The sequence below is a fragment of the Pseudomonas syringae CC1557 genome, from assembly GCF_000452705.1.
GTDB lineage: Bacteria > Pseudomonadota > Gammaproteobacteria > Pseudomonadales > Pseudomonadaceae > Aquipseudomonas > Aquipseudomonas syringae_F.
Window position 1 is genome coordinate 1414193 of record NZ_CP007014.1, and the last position, 19853, is coordinate 1434045.

13 protein-coding genes and 2 pseudogenes are annotated in these 19853 nt (G+C 58.5%); 8 read left to right on the top strand and 7 right to left on the bottom strand.

The window, feature by feature from the left end; genetic code table 11:
• Nucleotides 1–120 precede the first annotated feature (120 nt).
• Complete coding sequence (gene pap / locus N018_RS06630; protein WP_024646324.1) at nucleotides 121–1617, top strand: polyphosphate:AMP phosphotransferase; 1497 nt, start codon at nucleotides 121–123, stop codon at nucleotides 1615–1617.
• 48 nt (nucleotides 1618–1665) lie between these two features.
• Here pap and N018_RS06635 read toward each other — a convergent pair whose 3' ends face one another.
• Both N018_RS06635 and N018_RS06640 read right to left on the bottom strand, forming a co-directional pair.
• On the bottom strand, nucleotides 1666–2073 hold the full coding sequence (locus N018_RS06635; protein WP_025389155.1) for a YbaN family protein: 408 nt from the start codon (nucleotides 2071–2073) through the stop codon (nucleotides 1666–1668).
• A gap of 10 nt (nucleotides 2074–2083) precedes the next feature.
• Nucleotides 2084–2671 (bottom strand): YecA family protein, encoded by a 588-nt coding sequence (locus tag N018_RS06640; RefSeq protein WP_024646322.1) that lies wholly within the window; start codon nucleotides 2669–2671, stop codon nucleotides 2084–2086.
• 176 nt (nucleotides 2672–2847) lie between these two features.
• On the opposite strand from N018_RS06640, the gene recQ reads away from it, so the two are divergent.
• The 6 genes and pseudogenes from recQ (at nucleotide 2848) to N018_RS06670 (ending at nucleotide 14999) form a co-directional block, all read left to right on the top strand.
• Complete coding sequence (recQ, locus tag N018_RS06645; RefSeq protein ID WP_025389156.1) at nucleotides 2848–4977, top strand: DNA helicase RecQ; 2130 nt, start codon at nucleotides 2848–2850, stop codon at nucleotides 4975–4977.
• Nucleotides 4978–5070: 93 nt separating this feature from the next.
• The gene (locus N018_RS06650) at nucleotides 5071–5508 is read left to right on the top strand and encodes a MarR family transcriptional regulator (RefSeq protein ID WP_024646320.1); all 438 of its coding nucleotides are present in this window, start codon (nucleotides 5071–5073) and stop codon (nucleotides 5506–5508) included.
• Between the two features lie 95 nt (nucleotides 5509–5603).
• Nucleotides 5604–7787, top strand: coding sequence for a FimV/HubP family polar landmark protein (locus N018_RS06655; protein WP_025389157.1), 2184 nt, complete (start codon nucleotides 5604–5606; stop codon nucleotides 7785–7787).
• 470 nt (nucleotides 7788–8257) lie between these two features.
• Nucleotides 8258–11259, top strand: a pseudogene (gene eprS, locus N018_RS06660) (autotransporter serine peptidase EprS).
• A gap of 93 nt (nucleotides 11260–11352) precedes the next feature.
• Complete coding sequence (locus N018_RS06665; RefSeq protein WP_025389158.1) at nucleotides 11353–14469, top strand: autotransporter serine protease; 3117 nt, start codon at nucleotides 11353–11355, stop codon at nucleotides 14467–14469.
• A gap of 239 nt (nucleotides 14470–14708) precedes the next feature.
• On the top strand, nucleotides 14709–14999 hold the full coding sequence (locus tag N018_RS06670; protein ID WP_024647181.1) for a hypothetical protein: 291 nt from the start codon (nucleotides 14709–14711) through the stop codon (nucleotides 14997–14999).
• A 51-nt stretch (nucleotides 15000–15050) separates the two neighbouring features.
• On the opposite strand, the pseudogene N018_RS26205 reads toward N018_RS06670, so the two are convergent.
• From N018_RS26205 to N018_RS06685, 5 genes and pseudogenes are all read right to left on the bottom strand, one after another.
• Nucleotides 15051–15223: pseudogene (locus N018_RS26205) on the bottom strand (IS3 family transposase); the annotation flags it as partial.
• Nucleotides 15224–15299: 76 nt separating this feature from the next.
• The gene (locus tag N018_RS06675; protein ID WP_025389159.1) at nucleotides 15300–16625 is read right to left on the bottom strand and encodes an ATP-binding protein; all 1326 of its coding nucleotides are present in this window, start codon (nucleotides 16623–16625) and stop codon (nucleotides 15300–15302) included.
• Nucleotides 16622–17305: a response regulator gene (locus tag N018_RS06680; protein ID WP_024647179.1), complete on the bottom strand. Its 684-nt coding sequence runs from the start codon at nucleotides 17303–17305 to the stop codon at nucleotides 16622–16624. Before N018_RS06680 ends, N018_RS06675 begins: the two co-directional genes overlap by 4 nt.
• 260 nt (nucleotides 17306–17565) lie before the next feature.
• Complete coding sequence (locus N018_RS26210; protein ID WP_080265821.1) at nucleotides 17566–17802, bottom strand: hypothetical protein; 237 nt, start codon at nucleotides 17800–17802, stop codon at nucleotides 17566–17568.
• A gap of 400 nt (nucleotides 17803–18202) precedes the next feature.
• Nucleotides 18203–19108 (bottom strand): MFS transporter, encoded by a 906-nt coding sequence (locus N018_RS06685; RefSeq protein WP_025389160.1) that lies wholly within the window; start codon nucleotides 19106–19108, stop codon nucleotides 18203–18205.
• A gap of 148 nt (nucleotides 19109–19256) precedes the next feature.
• On the opposite strand from N018_RS06685, the gene N018_RS06690 reads away from it, so the two are divergent.
• Nucleotides 19257–19853, top strand: a complete 597-nt coding sequence (locus N018_RS06690) for a TetR/AcrR family transcriptional regulator (RefSeq protein WP_025389161.1) — start codon at nucleotides 19257–19259, stop codon at nucleotides 19851–19853.

Genomic DNA, 19853 nt, shown 5'->3' on the forward strand with positions numbered 1-19853 from the left:
TTTTAGCCGTCTGCGCCGATAAAAGTGCTATCAAGGATGTGCGGATTGACCGATGCCGGTAATCAATGGTCACAATCTCCATCAGGCGTTCTCCAAGCCCACATCAATCAGGAGCTGTGCATGTTTGAATCTGCTGAAATCGGTCATGCCATTGACGATGATACCTATGAGGCAGCCCTGCCCGAACTGCGTGAAGCGTTGCTGGAAGCACAGATAGACCTGCACGAGCAGGCCGGTCGGCAGATCATCGTGCTGATCAACGGCATAGAGGGTGCGGGGAAGGGCGAGACCGTCAAACTGCTCAGCGAATGGATGGACCCGCGCTTGATAGAAGTGCGCACCTTCGATCAGCAAACCGACGAAGAACTGGCGCATCCGCCTGCCTGGCGCTACTGGCGACAATTGCCCGCCAAAGGCCGCATGGGGATTTTCTTCGGCAACTGGTACAGCCAGATGCTGCAGGATCGTGTGCATGGTCGTTACAAGGACGCAGTGCTGGATCAGGCCATCAGCGGCGCCGAACGCTTGGAAAAGATGCTCTGTGATGAGGGCGCGCTGATCTTCAAGTTCTGGTTTCACCTCTCCAAGAAGCAGATGAAGCGGCGCCTCAAGACCCTCAAGGACGACCCGCTGCACAGCTGGCGTATCAGCCCGTTGGATTGGCAGCAGTCCAGGACCTACGACAAATTCGTGCGCTTCGGTGAGCGGGTGTTGCGCCGCACCAGTCGCGAGTACGCGCCCTGGCATGTGATCGAAGGGGTGGACGCCAACTATCGCAGCCTGACGGTCGGTCGCCTGCTGCTGGAAGGCATGCAGGCCGCTCTCAATAAAGCCGAGCCTGTGGCAAGCGCGCTGACGGTCGGGCCGCTGGCAATCCATAGCGATGAACGCACCTTACTGGACAGTCTCGATCTGAGCCTGAACCTGGATAAGGACGACTACCAGCAACAACTGATCACCGAGCAGGCGCGGCTGGCTGGCAACATGCGCGACAAACGCATGAAAAGCCACGCACTGGTGGCGGTGTTTGAAGGCAATGACGCGGCAGGCAAAGGCGGGGCGATCCGACGCGTCGCGGCGGCGCTGGACCCACGCCAGTACGCCATCGTGCCCATCGCCGCGCCGACTCAGGACGAGCGTGCGCAGCCTTATCTATGGCGTTTCTGGCGACAGATTCCGGGTCGTGGCAAATTCACCATTTTTGACCGTTCCTGGTACGGCCGCGTATTGGTGGAGCGGGTTGAAGGATTTTGCAGTGAGTCTGACTGGAAGCGCGCCTACGCCGAAATCAACGACTTTGAAGAACAACTCACTGACGCGGGCGTGGTGGTCGTCAAATTCTGGCTGGCGATTGATCAACAGACCCAGCTGGAGCGCTTTCAGGAGCGCGAAAAGATCCCGTTCAAACGCTACAAGATCACTGAAGACGACTGGCGCAACCGCAAGAAATGGCCTGATTATCGTCAGGCGGTGGGCGATATGGTGGATCGCACCAGCACCGAGATCGCGCCCTGGACGCTGATCGAGGCCAATGACAAGCGCTGGGCCAGGGTCAAAGTATTGCGCACCCTCAACGAGGCACTGGAAGCCGCGTTCGCCAGGGACAAGAAGAAGTGATGACATGGGCATCGTGGTTGCGTCGGCCCAGGTCGGCGCGGCCAGGTTTTATTCGCCTGACAAGTGTCTGGTCTTCTGCCTGAGAATGTAGACCGTCACCAGCACTGCACTGGTCAGCATGAACGCGCGTGCCCAGATCGAGGGCACCAGATAGCATGAAAAACCGATGCTGACCCACATCAGGCCAATAGCGTAGACCTTGCCCTTGAGCGGAATACCGTTGCCTTCAAGATAATCACGAATCCACGGGCCGAGCTGGCGATGATTGATCAGCCACTGGTAAAAGCGTGGAGAACTGCGCGCGAAGCAGGCAGCTGCCAGCAGGAGAAAAGGCGTGGTGGGCAGCACCGGCAGGAAAATACCGATAACCCCCAGCACCACGCTCACCCAGCCGACGGCCATAAGCAGATAGCGCACCCACCAATGGCGGCTGGTGCGCGGTGAGTCTTGCGCCATAGGCGCCGACTCAGTGGTGGCGAGGCTTGAGGATCGCCGGCTTTTCGTCCGGCGCCTGGCACAGCAGATACAGCGCGGTCAGCGCTTCAGGGATCTGCACGATCATGTCGTCCATCAGGTTGGCGTCCTGAGCGATGTCGGAAAATTCAGGCTGCTCGTCGAACAGGCCCGAACCGACCATGATCGGCAACAGCATCTCGCTGACTTCTTCCTCGGCACTTTCGAACCAGGCGTTCTCACGCAGGAACACGCCTTCCATGAAACCGATGCACCAGCCGCGCAGATCCGAATCATCCGGGTCGTCGCCCAGGTCCAGGTCGCATGGCAGGTCAAACTCTTCGTCCGACGCCAGTTGGCGGGCAATGTGCGCCTTGAGTGCAACCAGAGTCGCTTCGACTTCGATCTGCTGCTCTTCGCTGGAGTAATGTGGCGGCTCGGAGAACAGGGCGTCGATCCACTCGCGCTCCGGCACTTCTTCGGCGCAAATGGACAGGGCGGTCAGGTAGCCATGCGCGGCCACGTAGTCCAGTGCTTCATCGTGCAGTTCATCTGCATCGAGGAAGACTTGCAGGCGGGTTAATTGCTCAGCGAAGGACATGGAGGCACTACCTTGGAAATAAACGATGCTGAATTCTAGGCCCTGCGCGGCCGAGGCGCCAGCACGCAGGCCAATTGCAGTTAATTTCGACCACTCATGTCCCAGTCATCCATTGCTCCCGAGCGCTCGGGTATACTCCTGCGTTTTGCAGTGCAGCAGGATATTCCGGGGTTTTTATGCTTGAGCAGGCACAACGCGTACTTAAAGACATCTTCGGCTATGACAGCTTTCGTGGTCGCCAGGGTGCCATTATTGAGCGTGTAGCCAACGGCGGCGACGCGCTGGTGCTGATGCCTACCGGTGGTGGCAAATCCCTTTGTTTTCAGGTGCCCGGCCTGTTGCGTGATGGCCTGTGCGTGGTTGTGTCACCGCTTATTGCACTGATGGACGATCAGGTCGCCACTCTGGACGAACTGGGCGTTTCTGCCGCAGCCCTCAACTCGACGCTCAACGCAGAGCAGCAGCGCGAGCTGGCCAACCGGATTCGCCTGGGCGAAGTGAAAATGCTCTACCTCGCCCCGGAGCGGCTGGTCAAGCCGCGCATGCTGTCCTTTCTGCAGAACCTGAAAATCGCCCTGTTTGCCATCGACGAAGCGCACTGCGTTTCGCAATGGGGCCATGACTTCCGCCCGGAATACCTGCAACTGGGGCAACTGGCCGAACTGTTTCCGGATGTGCCGCGCATCGCGTTGACCGCCACCGCCGACAAGCGCACCCGCGAAGAAATCGTCACGCGTCTGCATTTGCAGAACGCCGAGCGCTTCCTGTCCAGTTTCGACCGACCTAACATTTTTTATCGCATCGTGCCCAAGGAACAGCCGCGCAAACAGCTGCTGGCGTTCCTCTCGGAGCGGCGCAGCGACGCCGGTATCGTCTACTGCCTGTCGCGCAAGAAAGTCGATGAAGTGGCGGTGTTTCTCAGCGAAAACGGTTATCCCGCGCTGCCTTACCACGCAGGTTTGCCATCGGAAACCCGCGCTGCCAACCAGAAGCGCTTTCTTAATGAAGAAGGCCTGATCATGGTTGCGACCATCGCATTCGGCATGGGCATCGACAAACCCAACGTGCGCTTCGTTGCGCACATGGACCTGCCCAAATCGCTTGAGGCCTACTATCAGGAAACCGGCCGGGCAGGGCGCGACGGTCTGCCGGCCGATGCCTGGATGGCCTACGGTCTGCAAGACGTGCTGATGCTCAAACAGATGTTGCAGAACTCCGAAGGTGATGAGCGACACAAGCGCCTGGAACAGCACAAGCTCGATGCCATGCTGGCGCTGTGTGAAGAAACCCGCTGCCGCCGTCAGACGCTGCTGGCCTATTTCGACGAAGACATGCCCAACCCGTGCGGCCATTGCGACAACTGCGTCGATGGCGTGCAGACCTGGGACGCCACCGAGCCTGCGCGTCAGGCGCTGTCGGCCATCTACCGCACCGGTCAGCGTTACGGCGTCGGTCACCTTGTGGATGTGCTGCTCGGCAAGTCCAACGACAAAGTGGAAAGCTTCGGCCACCAGCACCTGTCCGTGTTCGGTGTCGGCAAGGCGCGTGCCGAATCCGAATGGCGCTCGCTGTTCCGCCAATTGGTCGCGCGTGGCCTGGCGGACATCGATCTTGAAGGCTACGGCGGCCTGCGCCTGAGCGACACCTGCCGGTCGCTGCTGCGTGGTGAAGTTTCTTTGGAACTGCGCCGTGATCTCAAGCCACAAACTACTTCAAGGAGCAGCTCCGGCAGCCCGGCCAGCCAGCTGGTACGTGGCGAAGAGCGCGAGCAATGGGAAGCGCTGCGAACCCTGCGGCGCAAACTGGCCGAAGAGCATGGTGTACCGCCCTATGTCATTTTCCCGGACTCGACCCTACTGGAAATGCTGCGCAGCAAACCGGGTTCGATGGCCGAAATGGCCAAAGTGGGTGGCGTCGGCGCGCGCAAGCTGGAGCGTTACGGTGAAGCCTTTCTCGAAGTGCTTAGTGGCAAGGCCGAAGCTCCGCGCGTGGTGGCCGACATTCGCCACGAGTTGATCAGCCTGGCGCGTGCGGGCATGACCCCGGCACAGATTGCCGGGCAATTGCAGTGTTCGGAGAAGAACGTTTATACCCTGCTGGCCGAGGCGATCGGCAAGCAGCAGTTGTCCATCGAGCAGGCGCTCGATCTGCCGGAAGATCTGCTGGGTGAGGTGCAGGATGCCTTTCTCGACGGCGAAGGCGAATTGCCGCCGGTATCGGCCATTGCCGAGCAATTTGCCGGACGGGTTCCGGAAGGCGTGCTGTATTGCGTGCGTGCTGCGCTGCAATCCGAATTCGAGGTATAACGACCAGCGACGAAACGTCACCGTTCCTTGCTTGCTTGAACATAAGGACCATGCTTAGCTCGCTATTAATTAGTTTTTATCACGAGTTTCCTTATGCCACTGACTGAAGACCACCGTTTCGGGATGCAACTCGGACATCTGACCCGCGGCTGGCGTGCCGAACTGGACCGTCGACTGGCAGGCCTCGGTCTTTCGCAGGCTCGCTGGCTGGTGCTGTTGCACCTTGCGCGCTTTTTCAATGAGCCGCCTACCCAGCGCGAGCTTGCGCAAAGCGTTGGTGTGGAAGGGCCGACGCTGGCCCGCTTGCTCGACAGCCTTGAAGCTCAGGGGCTGGTGCAGCGCATAGCAGTCGCCGAAGATCGGCGCGCCAAGAAAATCCTGCTCTGTGACACGGCGCTGCCCCTGATCGAAAAGATCGAAAACATCGCCAACGTCTTGCGCCAGGAACTTTTCGAGGGCGTGAGCGAGGAAGATTTGCTCGTCAGCATGCGTGTGCACTCACAGCTTTTGGCCAATCTGGAAAGATCCTGAGACGAAGCCGCGAGTTCTCAACCATACTCTAGTGACGGATACTGAAGTCCATCTGATTACGTGAGAAGCCTGCTGTGGTTTCCATAAGGGTTTGCATGCTCAAGAATTCCATAGCTGCCTTAGAAGGTGCAGGCCGCACGGCGCGCAACGTGTTTTGCAAGAGCGTGCTGGCGATCTCGCTGCTGACCTGTTCCACCTTTGCCTCTGCGCTGGGGCTCGGCGAAATCAGCTTGCATTCGGCACTCAACCAGCCGCTGAACGCCGAGATCGAATTGCTCGATACCGGTGGCCTGAGCAGCGAGGACATCGTCGCCAGACTCGCTTCGCCCGAGGCATTCGCCAAAGCCGGCATCGAACGTGTGTTCTTCCTCAATGACCTGCGTTTCACGCCGGTGCTGCGTGGTGATCGTGGCGTGATTCGGGTGGTGTCCAGCAAGCCGGTGACAGAACCTTATCTAAGCTTCCTGGTCCAGCTGGCGCGTCCGAACGGCGACCTGCTGCACGAGTACACCGTACTGCTCGATCCTGCCACTTCACCTCAGGGCCTGGCCGCTACTCGCAGCCGCAATCAGGCGCGCTCCGTAACCTCTGCGCCAGAAAGCCGCATGCCGGTTGCGCCCCCCGCAGCGGTGCAAGGCAAGCATTACACGGTCGTCAGCGGCGATACGCTGAATGGCATCGCCAGCCGTCTGCAAGGGCCGGGCAACAAGGTGTCGGCGAGCCAACTGGCGGACGGCATTCGCTTGCTCAACCCTCAGGCATTCGCGGGCGGCGCCAGCAGCGGGCTTAAAGTGGGCCAGGACCTGCTGCTGCCGGACTCGGCCGTAGTGCCTGTCGCGACCAATGCGGCTGCACCTGCTGCTACAGCACCGACATCAACGCCGCCTGCCGAGTTGCAGCGCACGGCTGATCAGCTATCGACGGCGGCGATTGAAAACCAGCAACTGACCCAGTCGCTGGAGGCGCTCAAAGCTCAGGCTCAAGAGATGCAAGAGCAGATGAGCGGCAAGGACAAGCAGATCATGGCCTTGCGCAGTGACCTTGCCCTGGCGCAATCCGCCGCGCGGCCTGTTGCAACACCTGCCAATCCACCAGCAGCGCCGCTGGCACCCGTGCAGACGCCGGTCGCTACTGCGACGAGCGAGCCGTTTATCAGTGTGCCGATTCTGCTCGCTGTATTACTGATCGTGGCGTTGCTGTTGGCGCTGGTCTATTCAAAGCGTCGTCAGCGCAAACTGGCTGCTGCACCTGCGGTTGTTCCGGATGAACCGTTGATCAAGCCCGCGCAGACCGCCATGCTCCCGGTCTTCGAAGTGCCTGCCGTTGCGCCGCCACAGCCATCATCTTCGCCCGCAGCGATCAAGACCGCGACGCCGCCACGTCCGGCCGGGTCTGCACCGGATGCGCTCGACGGCGTGAGCATCTACATCGCCTATGGGCGCTTCAGCGAGGCCATGGGCATTTTGCGCAGCGCTTTGGAGAAACAGCCTGAGCGCGATGACATTCGTATCCGGCTGCTGGAACTGCTGGCGGAGCAGGGTGATGGCGTTGGTTTTGTCCGGGAAGAACGCGCGGCGCTGGAACATGGCGTCGATCCGCAGACCATTCAGGACATCCGTGATCGCTTCCCGCAACTCAAGGCTGCCGACGTTGCACCTGCCGCGGCGAGCATTCCGGTAGCAGCGGTTGCGGCGGCCAGTGCGCTGTCTATCGATAAAGACGACACTGTTTTGCAGGCTGATCTTCAGCCCGAGCCTGCCGCGCAGCTTGATGAATCTGCCGCTGCGGCCCTTAATCCGCAGCATGCCGATGAGTTCCAGTTGAACCTTGATGACCTGTCGATGGATGCCGACTGGGACCTGGTCGACCCGTTCGACAGCCCGCCGCCACGCAGCAAACCCGTCGTCGAGACCCCGCCTGCTGAAGTGGACCCCGGTTTTTCTTCGGACCTGACCCGATTGCCGGAGGTTTTCGAGCTGTCTGACGAGCAGTTCCTCAGTGACTTCTCCGAGCCCGATGTAATTGAGCCTGTTGAAGTTGTCGCGCCTTCCGCAGCCGACGACCTGAGCGATGAGTTCCTCGACAGCTTCATGAACGACGACTCGGATTTCGATCTGCTCGACCTTGAAGAGCCGCCTCTGAGCCAGATCAATCAGGCTCAGGTGCTGATCGAAGACGGGCAGGTCGACTCGGCCCGCGAACTGCTGCAACAGGTCATCGACGAGTCCGACGAAGAGCATCGCCGTATGGCGCGCGAGCTGTTGGCACGGATCAGTTGAATCCGGCGTTTTCCGACCTTGCTTTGAAAAAAGCGTAATACACAAATTCAACTGACTCTCGTGCCAATGCTCCGCGTTGGCATGCAGTTCGTGACGCTCTGCGTCACCTCTTCACCCACATATATGGGGTGTTCTTATCCGTAGCAGCCAATTATTGTCGGACAACTTTCGCCTGTTCAGACAAGTAAGTTGCTCAACAAACTGTTACTGGAAATACGCCATGTGTAATGGCGAAAATGTTATGGCGTGCAATTAAATAGCCACTATCAAAAGCAACTCAACAGTCGCTAATTAGTCAATAAATCCATTGGATTCAATCGGATATCACTGAAAAATATAGTCGGAAATGCGTTATCCGTATATCTGAAGGTCTGTATCAAAATTGAAATAAATCTGTTGCCAAGTGTTTAACTGCGGATTATGTTCTGGGATCGCTCAATCATGAGCTGACCATTAACAGGTGTGCAGGGATGCAAAAGTCGAAGTGCGTTGGTGCTGTTCGTTATTCGTTCAAGCCTGTAGCAACTGGTGCCCTGTGCGCTCTGTCTTTTTCATTTGGTTGCCCTGCCTATGCCGATTATGTCGAGCAGGGCAAGTTGAGGGATGCCGCCAGTTGGCGCTCCGCAGAGTTCCAGAGTGACTGGGGTCTGGGCCGCATTCAGGCTGATCAGGCCTACGCCGCAGGCATCACCGGTGCCGGGGTCAAGATCGGCGCGCTGGACTCGGGTTTTGATCCCTCTCACCCGGAAGCCACTCCATCCCGCTATCACGCCGTTACCGCCAGCGGCACTTACGTCGATGGTTCATCGTTCAGCACCACCGGTGCGATCAACCCGAACAACGACACTCACGGCACTCACGTCACCGGCACCATGGGCGCAGCGCGCGATGGCGTGGGCATGCACGGTGTGGCGTACAACGCACAAATCTACGTCGGCAACACCAACCAGAACGACAGCTTCCTGTTCGGCCCAACCCCGATCCGCAGTATTTCAAAGCGGTGTACGGCGCACTGGCCGATGCCGGCGTGCGTGCCATCAACAACAGTTGGGGCAGCCAGCCGCCCGACGTGACGTACGCCACCGAAGCAGGCGTGCGTGCGGCCTATGCTCAGCATTACAACCGTGGCACCTGGCTGGACGAAGCGGCCAACGTGTCCCGCAAGGGCGTGATCAACGTGTTCAGCGCGGGTAACACCGGCTACGCCAACGCCAGCGTGCGGGCTTCGCTGCCGTTTTTCGAGCCGGATCTCGAAGGCCATTGGCTGGCCGTGTCAGGCCTCGACAGCAGCAACGGTCAGCGCTACAACCAGTGCGGCCTCTCCAAATACTGGTGCATCACCATGCCCGGTCGATTGATCAACAGCACGGCGCCCGGCGGCGGTTATTCGATCAAGTCCGGCACCTCAATGTCTGCCCCGCACGCCACCGGCGCCCTGGCACTGGTGATGGAGCGCTTCCCATACATGAACAACGAGCAGGCGCTGCAAGTGCTGTTGACCACTGCCACCCAGCTCGACGGTTCGGTCACTCAGGCGCCGACCAACAGCGTCGGCTGGGGCGTGGCCAATCTGGAGCGAGCGATGCGTGGGCCGGGCCAATTGCTTGGCACCTTCGACGCCAACCTCGGCACGGGCCTGACCGATACATGGAGCAATAACATTTCTGATCAGGCGCTGATCCAGCGTCAGGCCGAAGACGCTGCCGAGCAGGCGACCTGGCAGCAAACGCTGCTCAGCAAAGGCTGGCAAAACGGTGTCGCCAGCACGGCCAGCCAGCAGGATCAGGCCGACTACGCGACAGGCACTGCCCGCGCTGCCGCCGCTGCACAGCGTCAGTATCAAGGCAGCCTGATCAAATCCGGAGCAGGCCGACTGATTCTGGACGGTGCCAACACCTATCGCGGAGACACGCTGGTCAACGGCGGCGTGCTATCGGTCAACGGCTCGCTTGTCTCGGCTGTGCAGGTCAACGCTGGCGGCACGCTGGGTGGTAACGGCCAGATCGGCGGGCTGACTGCGCGCAGCGGCGGTGTTGTTGCGCCGGGCAACTCCATCGGCACCTTGCAGGTCAACGGCGACGTCACCCTGGAGCCGGGGTCGACCTATGCCGTCGAGCTTTCGCCGACCGCCAGTGATCGCATCATCGCCACCGGCAGTGCCACCGTGTCAGGCGCAAACATGACGCTGGCGCTGGACAACACACCGGTCGCCTTGGACTCAGCGCCGATTCAAAGCGTAGTAGGGCGCCAGTACAACGTGTTGCAGGCCGCCAATGGTGTCAACGGTCAGTTCGGTAGCGTTTCTTCCAACTATGCCTTTCTGGGTAGCCGACTCGATTATGCAGCCACTGGCGTCGCATTGAATATCGAGCAGACAACGGCCTTCAGCAGCGTGGCGCAAACCCCTAATCAGGCTGCCGTGGCGACTGCCGCCGAACAGCTTGGCGCAGGTAACGCAGTCTATGAAAACCTGCTGCTGACTCAGAGCGCTGCCTCTGCCCGGGCCAGTTTTCAGCAACTGTCCGGCGAGATTTATCCGGCCATTGGCAGCGTGCTGATCAACGACAGTCGTCAGGTGCGTGATGCGGTCAGTGAACGTCTTGGGGCCAGCGTGTTTGGCAGCGACGCAAACACCGCTGCACAAGATAACGTCTGGCTCAAAGCCCTGGGTGCCTGGGGCAAGACCGATTCGGGTGACGACACCGCCGCTTACACCACCTCGATTGGCGGGCTGCTGGCGGGCGTCGATGGCAACCTTGCCGATGACACACGTCTCGGTGTCGTCGCGGGTTACAGCGACAGCTCTTTGAACATGGGCTCCGGCACGCATTCGCGGGCGTCGGTGGACAGCTACCACTTGGGCGCTTACGTCGGCCACGAAATCGGTGCGCTGCGCCTGACCCTCGGCGGCGCACACAGCTGGCATCGCATCGACGCGCAGCGTGACGTACAAGTCGGTGGCGCCAGCGGGAAGGAAAAAACCAAACATGATGCCCAGAGCACCCAGGTATTTACCGAAGCGGCGTATCGCATCCGCTTGCAGCCCGCGACCCTTGAGCCGTTCGCCAACCTGGCCTATGTCCACCTGAACACCGATGGCTTCAGCGAGAAGGGCGATGCAGCGGCGCTGTCTGCCGGGAGCGATAACCGTGACGCTGTGCTGAGTACCCTCGGTGTACGGGCGTTGAAAACTATCGCGATCAGCGAGCGGCAGAAAGTCGACCTGTCCGGCAGCCTCGGCTGGCAGCACAACCTGAGCAACACCGACTCAGAACAGCATCTGGCATTCGCGTCTGGCGGCAGCAGCTTCGGCATCGAAAGCTCACCTCTGGTCCGCGACGCCGCGCTGGTCGGCGCTCACGCCAGCATCGCGCTGAGCAAAGAGGCCAGAGTCAGTCTGGATTACAGTGGCCAACTGGCCAGCCGTGAAAAAAGCCACGGTGTCGGCCTGAGCCTTAACTGGCAGTTCTAAGCAGCCTTTAACCCAACCCAAAGAGAACGACGCGCATGCATCAGCATGCGCGCGGAGATTCGTGCGCGTTAACAACTAAGGACGGTAGTTGCAATGAAAGATGTATCCAACCCCCGACACACCGCTTTCACACCCCTGCGGCAGGCGATCCGAGCCATCAATCGCGCTTCATGCGGTGCTTTGGCCTGCTACCTTGCGACCTCTGCAATGGCGCAAGCCGCTCCCTATGTAGAAGCGGGGCAGGCGGGCAATGCTGCCAGCTGGCGCAGTGCCGAATTCAATGCCGACTGGGGCCTGGGCGCGATCAACGCTGATCAGGCTTACGCCGCTGGCTACACCGGCAAGGACATAAAACTGGGCATCTTCGACCAGCCGGTCTACGCCCCACACCCGGAATTCGACAGCCCCAACAAGGTGGTGAATCTGGTCACCCGCGGCATCCGCGAATACACCGACCCGTACATCCCGGTGAAGGCCGGCGACGCGTTCCGTTACGACGGCGCGCCGAGCCTGGATTCCGGTGGCAAACTCGGCAACCACGGTACTCATGTCGGCGGTATCGCAGGCGGCAATCGTGACGGCGGACCGATGCATGGGGTGGCTTACAATGCGCAAATCATCAGCGCCGACAATGGTGACCCAGGCCCGGAAGACGGCATCGTGCTGGGCAATGACGGCGCGGTCTATCAGGCGGGCTGGAACGCGCTGGTCAACAGCGGCGCACGGGTCATCAACAACAGCTGGGGCATCGGCATCACCGACCGCTTCACCAAGGGCGGTCGCGATCCGGCCTTCCCGCACTTCACCGTGCAGGACGCGCAAGTGCAGTTCGACCAGATCCGCCAGATACTCGGCACCCGTCCGGGTGGCGCATATCAGGGCGCTATCGACGCAGCGCGTAGCGGCGTGGTGACCATCTTCGCTGCGGGCAACGACTACAACCTCAACAACCCCGACGCCATGGCCGGGCTCGGCTATTTCGTACCGGAAATCGCCCCCAACTGGCTGACCGTGGCCGCCCTGCAACAAAACCCCGACGCCGCAGCCGCCGCGACCACGCCCTACACACTGAGCACCTTCTCGTCGCGCTGCGGCTACACCGCCAGCTTCTGCGTCTCGGCACCGGGCACGCGCATCTACAGCTCGGTCCTCAACGGCACCAGCCTCGAAGACCTTACCGTCGGCTGGGCCAACAAGAACGGCACCTCGATGGCCGCGCCCCACGTAGCAGGCAGCATGGCTGTGCTGATGGAGCGCTTCCCGTACATGACCGGCGCGCAAGTGGCTGACGTGTTGAAAACCACCGCCACTGACCTCGGTGCACCGGGCGTCGATGCGCTGTACGGCTGGGGCATGATCAACCTAGGCAAGGCCATCAACGGCCCGAGCATGTTCGTCACCGAGGCCGACATTCCTGCCGAATTCAGAATCGATGGCGCGTACGGCGACAGTCAGTTCGTGGCTGACCTGCCAGGCGTTGGCGCGATTGTCGATGCGGGTAAACCCACCCAGCGCACCTGCACCGGACCGCAATGCGGGCTGGATGTGTGGATCAATAACATCTCCGGACACGGTGGCCTGACCAAACAAGGCATCGGCACTCTGGTGCTGAGCGGTGCCAACAGCTACAGCGGTCCGACCCTCGTCAATCAAGGACGCCTGGCCATCAACGGCTCGCTGGCGTCGGCCGTCACCGTCAACAACGGCGGTATTTTGGGCGGTAACGGCAGGGTTGCTTCGCTGACCGCCAATCAGGGCGGCATCGTCGCGCCGGGTAACTCCATCGGCACCTTGCAAGTCGCAGGCGACCTAAACCTGGCGCCGGGCTCGACCTACGCGGTCGAATTGTCACCCACCGCCAGCGACCGCATCGTGGTCGGCGGCACTGCCACCGTGAGCGGCGCGAACATGGCCCTGACGCTGGAAAACGACAACGCCTCGTTGTTGAGCCGCAACCAGACCAGCAGCGTCATCGGTCGCCAGTACAACGTGCTGCAAGCGGCCGGCGGCATTCAAGGCCAGTTCGGTTCGGTCACCGACGACTACGCGTTCCTCGGCGGCAATCTGGCCTACACCGGCACCGGCGTAATCCTCGCTCTGGCGCGTAACGGCGACAGCTTCGCCAGCGCGGCACAAACCGCCAACCAGCGCAGCGTGGCCCAGGCCGCCGAGCAACTGGGTGCGGGCAATTCAGTCTACGAGAGCGTTATCCTCAGCCCGGACACCGCCACCGCACGCCGCGCCTTCACCCAGCTGTCAGGCGAAGTGCATCCGGCCATCGCCACGCAACTGATCAACGACAGCCGCCAACTGCGCGATGCCGTGGGTGATCGCCTGCGCGTCGAGGGTCTTTACGATCAGCCAGCACCGGGCAGCGAAGACAATTCGGTGTGGGTCAAAGCGCTCGGCGCGTGGGGTAAAAACGCTGGCAGCAGCGACGGCGCCAGCTCGACCTCATCGCTGGGCGGCCTGCTCGCAGGCGTCGACGGCCTGATCAGCGACCACACCCGCCTGGGTGCGATGGCTGGCTACAGCGACACCTCGCTCAGCCTGGGCGACGACACCCATTCGCGTGCTTCGGCAGACAGCTATCACCTGGGCGCCTACATCGGCCACGAACAGGGCGCCTTACGTTTGACTGCGGGCGCGTCCCACAGCTGGCACCGCATCGACGTAAAACGCGACCTGCAATTCGGCGAGTTCTCCGACCGCCAGAAGGTCAAGCGCGATGCCCAGTCGAGCCAGGTCTTCACTGAAGCCGCCTACCGCCTCAACCTGCAACCGCTGGCACTGGAACCGTTCGCCAACCTGGCTTACGTCCATTTCGACAGCGACAGCTTCACCGAAAAAGGCGGCGCCACTGCCCTCAAAGGCAGCGACGACACCCGCGACACCGTGCTCTCGACATTGGGCATGCGCGCTGGCAACCGCTTCAACCTCAACGACACACAAAAACTGGACGTGTCCGCCACCCTCGGCTGGCAGCACAACCTGAGCGACACCTCGTCCGAGCAACACCTGGCCTTCGCCAGCGCCAGCAACAGCTTCAACGTCCAAAGCGTCTCCATGGACCGAGACGCCGCCGTAGTCGGCGCCCGCGCCAGCCTGGCGCTGGGCAAGGACGCGCGCATCAACCTCGACTACAACGGCCTATTGGGTGCGCGGGATAAAACCCACGGTGTGGGCCTGTCGCTGGATTGGCAGTTCTGATGCATGATGCCTGCGGGGCACAGTAGCCCCGCAGGCTTTTGCCACCTACCGTGCCCATCGCTCCGTATGACTCTCGTGCCAATGCTCCGCGTTGGCACGCATTTCGTGACGCTCCGCGTCACATCCAAGCCATCAGGCAAATCCCCAATAACCACCTCAATAAACAAAATTTGATGGCTCATTACCATCATGGTAAAACCTTGCAACAGACCCCCGTCTGCACCCGCTAAGGAATAGCCATGAAAAAAACAGGGACAGGTTTCGTCACCATCCTCGTATTGCTCTGCGCCTTCTCCGCACAGGCCAGAGAAACCCAGGTAACAGACGCCTCAATCGTCAAAGCCATCATTCAAGAGTCCATCGACAGCTACCCCGGCAACTGCCCATGCCCCTACAACTCTGCCCGCAATGGCAGCCAATGCGGCAAACGCAGCGCCTACAGCCGTAAGGGCGGGTATGCGCCGGTCTGTTACAAGGATGATGTCACCAAGGAAATGATCAGCGAGTATCGCAGCCGTCTGAAAGGTTGACTTTTATCGTGCCCATCGCTCCGTGGACTGCCCCCTGAAAGTTGGACGGTTTTAGCTTGCCGCCAGAGCCCTGTATTTTACGGTGCTCAGACCGTTTAGCTTCAGCTTGATACGGTCATGTTTGTAGTAGTGAATGTACTCATCCAGACCTGCCTTCAGCTCTTCTATACTTTCAGATTTTTCAAGTAGAAAAACCCTGACTTCAGCGCACCAAAAAGCTTTTCATGATATCGAGACAGAATGTTTGATATCAGGCGTGCTGTTTTTATAAATCTTTCAGAAAACGATATTCGTGATTTTTCACTTCGGGTGTATCAAAGGCATGCCCAGCGCCACCTCAAAATGCTGACTGGTAGCTGTGAATTTTATTGTGCACCCGCATCTATCGACTATAGCTTGCACGATGGCGAGGCCAAGACCGCAGCCAGTACTTGAGCTGCCGCGCCAAAAACGCTCGGTCATGAGATGAATATTATCTTGCGACACCTCGACGCCCACGTTCCTGACCGTCACCAACGCGAATCCGCTATCGTCGGTCACATAAACGACAACCTGCGTATTTGATGGACTGTGTCGCAGCGCATTATCAAGCAGGTTGCGAAGCGCAGCCACTGCGAGTGCGGCCGGCATATCCAGGCACACTAGGGGTCTTCCAACCTGAAATATCTTAACTATCCGCTCTGGGCTGGAGGTTGCATCCTGAACGGCTAACGAAATCACCTCTTCGATATCGCATTGACTTCCATCATCAAATGAAAGGCTGCCTTCAACCCTGGCCAACAGAAGCAATTGCTCAAGCGTGCTATGCAGACGATCAGTACCTTGCTCGGCTCGGCTCAACGCCAGGCACTGCGCTTCCCCTGAAGTCATTTGCGCAACCTGCAAATTGGTCTTAATGGCCGTCAATGGACTACGCAACTCATGTGCTGCATCACCCGTCAGGCGGCGTTCACGCTCGATTGCCCGGCTGATACGCATCAACAAGTGGTTTTGAGTTTCCAGCAAAGGCTTCAACTCACAAGGCAGCATCTGAAGGTGCAGTGGCTCAAGGGAGTCAATGTTGCGCTTTCTCAATTCATCGCGCATACGATTGAGTGGCGCCAGGCCCTTACCTATTCCCAGCCAAAGCGTCGCGACGCAGGACAAAAGCGCGACCAATACCGGCAGTGACGCTGATAGCAGGACGGAGCGATTCAGGTGCTCACGCTCTTGCTCGCGGTCAGCCGTCGTTATGCGAACTTCGCCCTGAACAAACGTGAAACTTCTCCAATGCTCTCCATCAATCACTTGGTCATAAAAACCACCGTTGGGACTGGCGATGGCATTGCCAGTATTGTTGCGGTTACTTGCCAAAATTTCGCCGCGTAACGAACTGACCTCACAAGCCATGCCATCGGGGATGCCCAACTGATCCGCGCTGAAATGAGCCCCGTTATCTTTGCTGGACAAAGGCTGAGGCAATTGGGCGACCAAACCCGCAACCATTCGTGCCGATGCCACAAGTCGCTGATCCAGTGAGTACATCATTTGGCTACGCACATCTTGGAACATCCAGGTTGCAGCGAGTGTCCAGACAGCGACAAAAGCAACACCCAGTATCAGACTTAAGCGCAAACGCAGACTCATGAGCAGGAACTCTGGAGTGAAGATGCAACGCCTAGTCGATACCCTGAGCCTCTAACCGTCTCGATGATCCGCCCTCCCAATTTGCGCCTTAGATGAAAAATATGGACATTAAGTGCATTGCTCTCGACCTCGTCAGTGAACCCGTACACGCTATCTTTTAGTTGCTCAAGCGAGAGAACACGTCCTGGATTGTTTAGGAGAGCCAACAACACTGCTTGCTCACGACGCGAAAGGTCTATGGCAGTGCCAGATAGCCAGGTTTCCCGCGTACTGGGGTCGTAAGTGAGTATGCCATGTTCGATGAGATTTACCGTTCGTCCTGCAACGCGCCGAACCAACGTATGCAATCGAGCAAAGAGCTCCCTAAGGTCGAATGGCTTTACCATGTAATCATCGGCCCCAGCTTGCAGCCCCTTGACCCGATCATCTACGTCATCACGCGCGGTCAAAATCAAGACCGGTATTTTATGCCCGCGACTTCTTGAGGATCTCAAAAGGCTAATACCATCTTCATCGGGCAACCCCAGATCAAGAATCATCACGTCAAACTGCGCCGCATCCAAGATCGCATGAGCAGCGGATGCTGAGCCAACACGGTCAACGTTAAGGCCTTGAGCATGCAAGCCAGCGACGATGCCACTGGCAATAAGCTCGTCATCTTCACAAAGCAGCACGTGCATTATTGGACTCTAATGGAGGAAAGAATTAAACATAGAACGCATTGGAGCCGCTACGGTCTGCGTCCGCGCAAAATAATTGTGACTGGTGTTGAAGGCTGCCTGCCTGAATGAGAATTTATTTCTCGACAGGCGAATGATTGATGCTGCTATGTTCATATCATTCGCCCCAAAAAAACAAACTGAGCGTTATCTTTGATTACTTTCACTATTCAGGCCCTCATCAAAGTCAGTGCGTCGGCTTAGGCATTGGAAAGCATCTTTCAATGGGTTGAGTTTTCACTGATCTTTGACACATCTTTATGTTTGGCTGATGAGGTTACAGCAGATTTTTCGTTCTGTTTTTTATCGTGAGACTCCGTAAGCTTCTCACGTGCTTGCTGACGCTCAAGCGCTCTGGCATCTTGGCGTTTTTGCAACATGTCAGCACCGTCTTGAGCAAAAGCTGCACAGCAGCACAGACTAAGAAACGAAGCCAGAGCTAGGGTTGGCATATTCATTTATACATTCCTCTCGTGGGTAGATTTGCAGAGCTAATCCGTCTGCCTGGATTAGCTATAATCTAATGCGCCTCGATTAACCCAGCATTAAGAGCAACAAAAAAATCACAAAAAATACGGGTGCCCACTATTATCCTTACCGCCCAGCGCCTTCGCTCCGAATGAAACCTCCAGCAACCTTTATAGTCTGCTATCCAAAAAAGAGACTAAACACGCGCTCTGGCAAACGCGCGCAAGGGCCAGTGCCTTATAATTTCAGAATTAGCGGCCGGCAGAACTTAATGAGCGGTCCTCCTATTACCCGCATTGAAAATCAGGCAGCCCGTCCTGGTTTTTGAGCTTCTTTTTATAGTGTTCGTCAAAACATCCAACAGGTCGCCATGCAAATGAGCGCACATCGTCAATGTACGGCTATGACTTTATTGCTTACGCTACGGACACTAATAAAAACCAGAGTAAGACCCACCAACGCAGCCACAAAAAGCAAAGCCAACCATGCATGCGCGCTGATCTGTGCAAGAGAGCCGGCCAACGGTGTAGCAAGCGAACCTGGAACGTGCGTGCTGGCACCTAATAAAGCGGCAGTGGCACCTAAAGCTTGTTCTTGTGAGGCCATCGCAATGGACATGAGTGACGGTTCGGCGATCCCAAAACCGAAAACAGCGATGAAAAGCGCTGGGACGATGCCATAAAAATCTGCACCTACAAACACGGTGAACAATGCCAAAGCTGAACCGCAGCTCATCATTGCAACTCCCAGCAGTGCCATCAGGCTCACCGAACATTTACTGGCCGCACGGCTGCCGGTCATCGCACCCAACAGCATGGCTACGCCCGTGCCGCCGAATGCCAGTGCGAGTATCGGGGCGGCACCCTGTAGGGCCACGGGCAGAGCGAAGAGCTGCGTGGCACGAATGCCACTGTAGAGGTCGCGGACCGAGCTCATGGCGATAACGAGCAACAAGGCAACAGACAGCCCCTGAAAGAATCGAGCGAGCAGCATGGCGTCCATCGACTCACTGAAGGATGCCGATAACGAAGCCAGGATGACCGCCACGAGGCCCGCCAGCAACGGACGTCGGCGGCCTCGCGTGTCTATAACCTGCCCGAACAAGAGCTGTCCCGCGCCCATGGCCAACAAGAACACCGTCAACGTCAGCTGCATGGTGGCGTAGTCAGTATTCAGGTTCCTGGTCATCTGGGGTATGGCCGCCAAGTACATATCGATGGCCGAGGGCCCAAGTATTGTGATCAGGGCGAGAGATGCCGCTACCTTGAAGCCGACGGTGTGCTGTGGAATGCCCATAATTTAACCGGCTCGTACCTTCAGGATGCACTCGCAGCGCATAAGAGAGTATTCACATACGCTGCGCATGTCAGATCAAATCGTATTGACATTCGATCAGTATGTCAATTAGCGTACGCAGCGTATGTGAGATAAGAAGGGATGCTTTATGCAGCAACAACGCCGTACTCGCGCCGGAATGATTGAGCAAACTCGCGCCAAGCTGGTAGCAGCTGCCCGGCATGCATTCGCCAGCCAGGGCTTCGCCCATACGTCAATGGATGATTTCACCGCCGAAGTCAGTCTGACGAGGGGGGCGATCTATCACCATTTTGGCAATAAGGAAGGATTGCTACTCGCAGTCATCGAGCAGATTGAGATCGAGGTGGGCGAGCGCCTTCAGGCAATTTCGGATGCGGCACCTTCTCCGTGGGAGGCTTTCCGCCGACATTGTCGTGCCTATCTTGAGCTGGCACTGGAGCCGGAAATCCGCCGGATTATCTTGCAGGATGCACGTGCCATCTTCGGTGATGTTCCACAAGGCGCGCAATCACTGGGCATTGCCGCACTGCAAGCCTCGCTCGACAGACTGATTGCCGAAGGTGTAGTGGCACCGCTGCACACCACCGTGACAGCCCGAATGATCTATGGCGCTGTCACCGAAGCATCGTTCTGGATCGCAGAACCTGACGGCGACATTGAGGCACGTTTGGCCCAGGCACTTGAAGGCTTGGAGCGACTACTAAGTGGCCTGCTTAATAGCTAA

Excerpts from the sequence above, each read along its gene's own strand:
- N018_RS06675 (WP_025389159.1), bottom strand. The coding sequence starts at position 16,625 with ATGAGTCTGCGTTTGCGCTTAAGTCTGATACTGGGTGTTGCTTTTGTC.
- N018_RS06670 (WP_024647181.1), top strand. The coding sequence starts at position 14,709 with ATGAAAAAAACAGGGACAGGTTTCGTCACCATCCTCGTATTGCTCTGC.
- N018_RS06640 (WP_024646322.1), bottom strand. The coding sequence starts at position 2,671 with ATGTCCTTCGCTGAGCAATTAACCCGCCTGCAAGTCTTCCTCGATGCA.
- N018_RS06650 (WP_024646320.1), top strand. The coding sequence starts at position 5,071 with ATGCCACTGACTGAAGACCACCGTTTCGGGATGCAACTCGGACATCTG.
- N018_RS06690 (WP_025389161.1), top strand. The coding sequence starts at position 19,257 with ATGCAGCAACAACGCCGTACTCGCGCCGGAATGATTGAGCAAACTCGC.
- N018_RS06655 (WP_025389157.1), top strand. The coding sequence starts at position 5,604 with ATGCTCAAGAATTCCATAGCTGCCTTAGAAGGTGCAGGCCGCACGGCG.
- recQ (WP_025389156.1), top strand. The coding sequence starts at position 2,848 with ATGCTTGAGCAGGCACAACGCGTACTTAAAGACATCTTCGGCTATGAC.
- N018_RS06665 (WP_025389158.1), top strand. The coding sequence starts at position 11,353 with ATGAAAGATGTATCCAACCCCCGACACACCGCTTTCACACCCCTGCGG.
- N018_RS06685 (WP_025389160.1), bottom strand. The coding sequence starts at position 19,108 with ATGGGCATTCCACAGCACACCGTCGGCTTCAAGGTAGCGGCATCTCTC.
- N018_RS06680 (WP_024647179.1), bottom strand. The coding sequence starts at position 17,305 with ATGCACGTGCTGCTTTGTGAAGATGACGAGCTTATTGCCAGTGGCATC.
- N018_RS06635 (WP_025389155.1), bottom strand. The coding sequence starts at position 2,073 with ATGGCGCAAGACTCACCGCGCACCAGCCGCCATTGGTGGGTGCGCTAT.
- N018_RS26210 (WP_080265821.1), bottom strand. The coding sequence starts at position 17,802 with ATGAATATGCCAACCCTAGCTCTGGCTTCGTTTCTTAGTCTGTGCTGC.
- pap (WP_024646324.1), top strand. The coding sequence starts at position 121 with ATGTTTGAATCTGCTGAAATCGGTCATGCCATTGACGATGATACCTAT.